6 protein-coding genes and 2 pseudogenes are annotated in these 7,483 nt (G+C 71.2%); 6 read left to right on the forward strand and 2 right to left on the reverse strand.

Annotation, left to right across the window (positions count from 1 at the left end; translation table 11 throughout):
* The first annotated feature begins 170 nt into the window (after positions 1-170).
* The gene (locus G5C51_RS01990; RefSeq protein WP_165230459.1) at positions 171-1,091 is read left to right on the forward strand and encodes an SDR family oxidoreductase; all 921 of its coding nucleotides are present in this window, start codon (positions 171-173) and stop codon (positions 1,089-1,091) included.
* Positions 1,088-1,639: a carboxymuconolactone decarboxylase family protein gene (locus tag G5C51_RS01995; RefSeq protein WP_165230462.1), complete on the forward strand. Its 552-nt coding sequence runs from the start codon at positions 1,088-1,090 to the stop codon at positions 1,637-1,639. Before G5C51_RS01990 ends, G5C51_RS01995 begins: the two co-directional genes overlap by 4 nt.
* Positions 1,640-1,649: 10 nt before the next feature.
* On the opposite strand, the gene G5C51_RS02000 is transcribed toward G5C51_RS01995, so the two are convergent.
* Positions 1,650-2,645, reverse strand: a complete 996-nt coding sequence (locus tag G5C51_RS02000) for an alpha/beta hydrolase (protein WP_165230466.1) — start codon at positions 2,643-2,645, stop codon at positions 1,650-1,652.
* Between the two features lie 207 nt (positions 2,646-2,852).
* Positions 2,853-3,980 (reverse strand): annotated as a pseudogene (locus G5C51_RS02005) (FAD-dependent oxidoreductase).
* 307 nt (positions 3,981-4,287) lie between these two features.
* On the opposite strand from G5C51_RS02005, the gene G5C51_RS02010 reads away from it, so the two are divergent.
* From G5C51_RS02010 to G5C51_RS02020, 4 genes and pseudogenes are all read left to right on the forward strand, one after another.
* Positions 4,288-6,030 carry a VanW family protein gene (locus G5C51_RS02010; RefSeq protein ID WP_165230469.1) on the forward strand — a complete coding sequence of 581 codons (1,743 nt, stop codon included), beginning with the start codon at positions 4,288-4,290 and terminating at the stop codon, positions 6,028-6,030.
* Between the two features lie 251 nt (positions 6,031-6,281).
* Positions 6,282-6,554 (forward strand): annotated as a pseudogene (locus tag G5C51_RS43655) (2-phosphosulfolactate phosphatase); the annotation flags it as partial.
* 134 nt (positions 6,555-6,688) lie between these two features.
* Complete coding sequence (locus G5C51_RS43660) at positions 6,689-6,898, forward strand: hypothetical protein (RefSeq protein ID WP_276617579.1); 210 nt, start codon at positions 6,689-6,691, stop codon at positions 6,896-6,898.
* A gap of 135 nt (positions 6,899-7,033) precedes the next feature.
* Positions 7,034-7,432: a DUF6578 domain-containing protein gene (locus tag G5C51_RS02020; protein ID WP_165230472.1), complete on the forward strand. Its 399-nt coding sequence runs from the start codon at positions 7,034-7,036 to the stop codon at positions 7,430-7,432.
* The last annotated feature ends 51 nt before the right edge of the window (positions 7,433-7,483 follow it).

Genomic DNA, 7,483 nt, shown 5'->3' on the forward strand with positions numbered 1-7,483 from the left:
TGTGCCTCCCGTTTCTCGCGGTGCGGCGCACCCTAGCATTGACGAACACTGTCGTACATGGGGAACGACTATGTACGTGAAAGACATCCACACCTGCACGTACGACCGTCTGCGTCTCACCTGACGACCCTTCATGTACACCTGTGTTCACCGGTGCTAGCGTGCCCGCCATGCGACGACCAGCACGCAAGGACCTGCGCGGACAGCGGGTGTTCGTCACCGGCGCGGCGAGCGGCATAGGGCGGGCTGTGGCCCTGCGCGCCGCGGCCGAGGGCGCCGAGCTGTTCCTCACCGACATCAATGCGGCCGGGCTCGCCAAGGCCGCCGAGGCGGTACGCGCCCGCGGCGGCAAGGTCCGCCGCGCCGACCCCGCCGACGTCAGCGATTACGACGCCGTCATGACGCTGGCCGCGGACATCCACGCCGAATTCGGCTCGATGGACGTGGTGATGAACGTGGCCGGCATCTCCACCTGGGGCACGGTGGAGAACCTGGAGCACCGCCACTGGCGAGCGATGGTCGAGGTCAACCTGATGGGCCCGATCCACGTCATCGAGGCCTTCGTGCCGCAGATGATCGTGGCGGGCCGCGGCGGCCACCTCGTCAACGTCTCCTCCGCCGCCGCCCTCATCGGCCTGCCCTGGCACGCGGCGTACAGCGCGGCGAAGTTCGGCCTGCGCGGCGTCTCCGAGGTGCTCCGCTTCGACCTGCGCCGGCACGGCATCGGCGTCAGCCTGGTCTGCCCGGGCGCCGTGGACACCCCGCTCACGAACACGGTGGAGATCGTCGGCGTGGACCAGACCCAGCCGGCCTTCCACGACTTCCAGGAGTCCTTCCGTAAACGCGCGTCCACCCCCGACGAGGTGGCGGCGGCGATCCTGACCGGTATCCGCCGCAACCGGTACCTCGTGCACACCTCCACCCGGGTACGGGCCGCGTACGGGCTCCAGCGCGTGATCCCGCCGCTCTACTCGCTGGCGATGCGGGTGCTGAACGACGCGGCTGAGCGAGTGCTGAAGCAGTCCTCGGCCCCTGCGGACCCCTCGGATCCCGCAGATCCCGCGGCCCCGACCAAGGCAGGCAGCCGATGACCGGCCCGCGCATCCGCCCCGGCGACCGGCGCGAAGTCGGCCTGCGCACCTGGGTCTTCAGCCAGGGCGCGGGCCTCGTCGCCGGCACCCGCCCGCCCGCGCTCTTCCTCACCCTGGGCCGGCACCGCAAGCTCTTCCGCGGCTGGCTGCGCTTCGCGGCCCAGCTTATGCCGCGCGGCACGCTGCCCCGACGGGAGAGCGAGCTGATGATCCTGCGGGTGGCCCATCTGCGCGACTGCGCCTACGAGTTCGAGCACCACCGCCGCCTCGGCCGCCGCGCCGGCGTCGGCCCGGCCGACCTGGAGCGCATCGTCGAGGGCCCGAAGGCGCCGGGCTGGTCACCGCGGGAGCGGGCCATGCTGACGGCGGTCGACGAGCTCAACGACCGCCAGGACCTCGACGATGCGACCTGGGAGGAGCTGCGCGAGTATCTGGACGAGCCGACGGCGATCGAGTTCCTGCTGCTCGTCGGCCACTACCAGATGCTGGCGACGACGATCATCACGCTGCGGCTGACACCCGACCGCTCACGACGCGGAAAGGCTTAGCCGGCAAGGCTTAGCCGGCGGGCCGGAGGCGGCCGAGGATGCCGTCGAGGTCGCGGCTGAAGATGCCGGGACGGAAGACGTGCCCGCCGGGCTCCTCGTGCCACTCGTGCGGGATCCCGGCGTCCCCGAGCCGGGCCCGGAACTCCCGCTGCCCGGCGAGCACCTGGGTCTCGTTGGCCGTGTCGAACCAGTTGACCGGGTCCGGGCTGGTCCCGGCGACCAGGAACACCCGCTTGTCCCGGTAGCTGCCGATGCGCTCGACGGGGTTGTCCGCGCTGACCCTGGCCTCGTCCCACAGCGGCGCCCCGTAGACGGTCGCGCCGCCCAGATCGAGGGCCGCGGAGGTCGCGTTGGCCCAGTGCACGACGAGACCGGAGTCGCGGCGCAGGCTGGCAGGACCCGAGTGGGAGCTCACCGAGGCGAAGTGCCCGTAGTACTTGGCCGCGTACTTCAGCGCACCGAACCCGCCCATCGAGAACCCGCCGACGCCGCGGCCGTCGTACTCGGCGTGGGTGCGGAAGTTGGCGTCGACCCACGGGAGCAGCTGGTTGATGTGGAAGGTCTCCCAGTTCCGCGGCCCGGTGTTGGAGCCGACCGGATTGGAGTACCAGCCGGCGTGCCCGCCGTCGGGCATCACGACGATGACAGGCTTGCCGGCGGTCAGCTGCCGGATGCCGAAGCGGTCGAACTCGATGAAGTCCGAGCCCCTACCGCCGCCGTGGAAGAGGTAGAGGACGGGATAGGCGCTCCCGCTGTCGTGATAGCCGTCCGGCAGCAGGACGTTGACCCCGGGATTCCAGCCGATCGCGTCGGTCGCGAACCGGTAGAACCACATCCGCGGATCGCCCTCATTGCGCTCCACGATGCGCAGCCCGAACCCGTCCCCGGGGGCTGCGCTCGCCGGCGCGGCCGCAGCGACGACACCGGCGCCGCCGAGGGCCATCGCGGCGGTCATTCCGCCTGCGGTCTTCAGTAAGCGCCTGCGGCTGAGACGTCTTTCGCCCATCACGACCTCCTTGGAATCGTTTTCACGCCAAGAATGAGTGACGAACGAGAGTGTTCGCAAGACTCGTGCGCAAGTCGATTGACATGCACCCGCCCTGCTGCGTAGCGCAGTGTGACGGCTCTTCCGGGAGACGTCAGATGCAAGGGAATCGATTTCTGCCGAGATGCGAGCAGCCCGCCTCGGACGCAAGCAGCAGTCGGACGCGGCTCATTGCCCCTTCTCGGCGATCATGTCGAGCAGGCCCTGGGGTGTGTTGTCCGCGGAGTCGACGCCGTGGAGCTCGGCGCCCTCGAAGGCGGCGGCCTCGGCGCTGCGGGGGAACATGGCCTGCTCGTACGCGCTCAGCGCGGCCTGGGTGTCGCCGGGGTGCGCCGCGAGGGCCTGGCCGAGTTCGGCGCCGTCGAGCATGGCCAGGTTGGCGCCCTCGCCGTTCGGGCCCGCGAGGTGGGCGGCGTCGCCGAGCAGGGTTATGCCGGGCACCCGCTCCCACCGGTGGCCGACGGGCAGCGCGTAGTGGGGGCGTAGGACCGGTGCGGTGTCGGTGTCGGTGATCAGGGCCGTGAGCTCCGGCGCCCAGCCGGCGAACTCCGCGGCGATCCGCTCCGTGGCCGCGGCAGCTTCAGTGAAGTCGATGCCGGCGAAACCAGTCCAGCCGACCTGGTCAGCGCCACGTAAGCGTGCAGCGTGTCGCCGCGCTCCCGGTGCGCGAAGATCACCCGCCCCGGCAGGGGCGCCATCATCATCCCGCCGCCGACCGCCTTCGTGGTGGCCGGGTGCCGGGTCTCGCTGTCGAACAGATAGGTCTCGACGAACGACGTACCGGCATACGCGGGCGTAGCGTCGGACAGCAGCGGACGCACCCGCGACCAGGGGCCATCCGCGCCGACCAGCAGGTCCGTATCCACGGTGGCGGCGAAAACCACCTCGTGCCAGCCCGCCACCAAGGGCATGGACGCCGCTGACCTTACGGCCCCACTGGACGGTCCCGGCCGGCAGCGAGTCGAGCAGCAGCTGCCGCAGCTCGCCCCGCATCACCTCCGGCCGCCCGCCCGTACCGTCGTCGGCTATCTCGAGCTGGAGCGCCCCGTCCTTGTCGAGGACCCGCATCATCTCGCGGCCCTCCAGGACGAGGCCTCGGAATTCCGCCATCAGCCCGGCCGCCTCGAGGGCGAGCTGACCGTTGTAATCGTGGATGTCGAGCATCCCGCCCTGCGCCCGCGCCTCCGGGGAGGCCTCTGCCTCGTAGACGGTGGCGGGGATGCCATGGACGTGCAGGACGCGGGCGAGCGTGAGGCCGCCGAGCCCGGCGCCGATGATCGTGACGGGGGTGTGCATAGCAGGCTCCTTGCGTTCGGGGCCGCCCGGCGATCTCCGGCCGGCCGTCTCCCGAAAAGGTCGCAAGCCCCGCCGACGAGCCACCGACATCGGCCCGATAGCTCCCGACAGCTCCCGACAGCCGACCGACACCGATGGTCGGACCCGCGCCACTCGACGGGAGCCGCGCCACGATCGCCCTCCCCCACCGCACCCGCAGCGCGTGCCTCGATCGATCCGCTGAAGAGGCGGCCCGCGGCCGACCGGGCCACCATCGACGTATCGCGTCCGGCCGGAGACGTCGGTGGTCGAGAAGCAGGGAGAGACAGTGCAGCGCCTGCGGCGAATATCCAGTCCCGGCGCCGCGCCCGATGGGCGGCGCCGAATACCCCGAGCCGCCCTGGCAGCGGGCGCCGTCGGCCTCGGATTCGCCGCGTTGTACGGCGCCGGGCTGCGGGCGGCAGACGATGACATACCCGAGGGCACGCACGTACGCGGCGTGGACATCGGCGGCATGGACCGCGCCACCGCCCGTGCCGAGCTGGCCGAGCAGACGGGCCGGATCTGGCCGGCAAAGGTCCCGGTACGCATCGGCGACCACCACGGAAGCATCGACACGCGCGCCGCCGGCCTCACCCTCGACAGCGCCGGAACCGCCCACGAAGCGTCCCGCTCCGGCAAGGACCCGATCACCGTGATCGGCCGCCTCCTCGGCATACGGACCGCAGCCGCTGCCACCGCACCGGTCATCCGTATGGACGAACCGAAGGCACGAGCCGCCCTCCGCGAGCTCGCGCGGGACCACGCCCACCCGGTCCGGCACGGCGCGATCCGCTTCCAGCAGGGCGCGGCGGTGCCCGTACGACCGCGAACCGGCCAGGCCCTGGACATGCACGCAGCCCTCGCGGCGCTACGCCGGGCCGCTCCCGCCGACGCCCCCGTCCGGCTGCCGCTGCGCGAGAGCAAGCCCCGCGCGGACGCCACCGCGGTCGGCCGCGCCATGGAGGAGCTCGCCGAACCCGCGATGTCGGAGCCGGTGACGCTGACCACCGACCGCGGGAAGGTAAAGATCACCCCCGAGGTCCTGGGCGCGCACTTGACCCTGGAGCCGGACGAGGACGGCGACCTGACCCCGCAGCTGGACGCCGCCGGCCTGCTGAACGACCCCTCCGTCCACCGCCCGCTGCAGCAGATCACCGACCCGTCGGTGAACGCCAAGCTGCGCGTCGAAGGCGGACGCGTGGTGGTCGCTTCCGACGGCAAGGCCGGACAGGAAGTGACCGCGACGACCCTCCGGGAGGCGGTGCTGCCCCTCCTGACCAAGGAAGGCGAGGACCGAACCGGCCCGGTGGCCACGGAGCGGGTGGAGCCCACGCTCACGCGGGACAACGTCTCCCGCCTCGGCATCACGGAACAGATGTCGACCTTCACGGTGAACTTCCCGGCCGCCCCGTACCGCACGAAGAACGTCGGCCGTGCCGCCGAGCTGATCAATGGCTCGGTCGTCCTGCCCGGAGACACGTGGAGCTTCAACCGCACGGTGGGCGAACGCACGAAGGCCAACGGCTTCGTCGAGGGCGTCATGATCTACGACGGCAAGTACGCCCTGGCAACCGGCGGCGGCGTCTCCGCCGTGGCCACCACGGTCTACAACGCCATCTTCTTCGCCGGGGTGGACCCGACGGAACACGGCGCGCACTCGTTCTACATCGAGCGCTATCCGGAGGGCCGGGAGGCGACGGTGGCCTGGGGCCGCCTGGACCTGAAGTTCAAGAACGACTCCGGCAACGCCATCTACATCAAGGCGGCCGCGACGCAGAACTCGATCACCATCTCCTTCCTCGGCACCAAGAAGTACGACGAGATCGACTCGGTCAAGGGCCCGCGCACAAAGATCAAGGAGCCCGGCACCCGCAAGGGCGACCCCGACCCGAAGAAGTGCGAGCCGCAGACGCCACTGGAGGGCTTCGACGTCAAGGTGGACCGGATCTTCCGCAACGGCGGCGAGGAGGTCAGGCGGGAGACTTTCAAGACCCACTACACGCCGCGGGATGCGGTCACATGTGAGTGAGTGAGCGCTGACCATGTCCCCGGGTAGCCGTCGAGGCTGGCGACAAGATCACACCCACCGGGAACCGACAGCCGGGCGCGCCACCTCCCCTCGCAGTGGCAGGATCGTCGGCCGTGGGCGGTGTCTTCGAGCAGTCCGGTTACGGCGCACGCTTCGAGTGGGGTCCGGCAGGGGCGGAGCGCCTGGCGGGTGAGGTCTCCTGCCTGGTGGTCGTAGACGTGCTGTCGTTCACGACGTCGGTGACCGTCGCGGTGGACGCGGGCGCGCGGGTGTTCCCGTACCGCTGGCGTGACGAATCCGCCGCGGCCTTCGCCGAGCAGATGGACGCCACGCTGGCGGTGGGACGGCGGGCGGCCACGGAGGACGCCCCGTGGTCCCTGTCCCCGGCGGCGTTGCGCCGCGCCCCGTTCACACCGCGCCTGGTGCTGCCGTCCCCGAACGGCTCGACGATCGCCGCCGCGGCCACCGAGCACACGACGGTGCTCGCCGCCTCGCTACGAAACGCGACCGCCGTCGCCCACTGGCTCACCACCCACGGCCACGGCACCCCCCACCACCCCGTCGGCGTCATCGCCGCAGGCGAACGCTGGCCCGACGGCACAGCCTGCGCCCCGCGCTCGAGGATCTCATCGGCGCCGGCGCCGTACTCGCGGGGCTGCTGGCGCACGGGGCCGAGTCCCCCTCACCGGAAGCGGCCCTGGCAGCGACCGCCTTCACGGCGACCCCCGACGCCGGCGCGGCCGTCTGTGAGAGCTCGTCCGGGCGGGAGCTGATCGCGGGCGGCTTCGCGGAGGACGTCGCGATCGCCACGGAGGTGGATGTCAGCGGCGTGGTGCCGGTGCTGAGCGAGGGAGCCTTCGTCGGCTGACGGGCTGACGGGCTGACGACTGAGGGGCTGACGGCGGGCACCCCTCGCCGCCGACGCGTACGGACGGACCGGCCCCCGCCGCTCGGCCCGTAAATCCCCCGCCTCACCCCCGGGCCGGATGGTAGAGACAGAGGCATGGAGATGACGGTCTGGATGGACGCCTGGCAGCTGCAGTGCTGCGGCACCCCGTTCTCCATCGGCGACGAGGTGACCTGGACACTCGGCGACGCCGACATGGACTGGCTGGCCGAGCCCCTGGGCCCGGCGACCACCGCCGAAATCGACGCCGCCGAGGAACACCACGGCGGCCTCCCGAGCCGCACCCCCACCACGACAGGCACGGTGACGAGCATCCATGCCGTGCACTGCCGCTACGCACCGGAACCGGGAGCCGACGACCGCACGCTCTCCCCGGTAAAGGACTCAGCCATCCTCACCACGACCACCACGGCCGACGGCTGGGAGAGCGCCCAGGAGGACCGCACCTTCATCGGCTATCTCATCCACCTCGACACGCCCCCACACCGAGCCTGACGCCCCGTCCCACCAGAACACAGCCCCCACCCCTGTCTCTTATACACAACT

It is taken from the genome of Streptomyces coryli (assembly GCF_011044975.1).
Taxonomy (GTDB): domain Bacteria; phylum Actinomycetota; class Actinomycetes; order Streptomycetales; family Streptomycetaceae; genus Streptomyces; species Streptomyces coryli.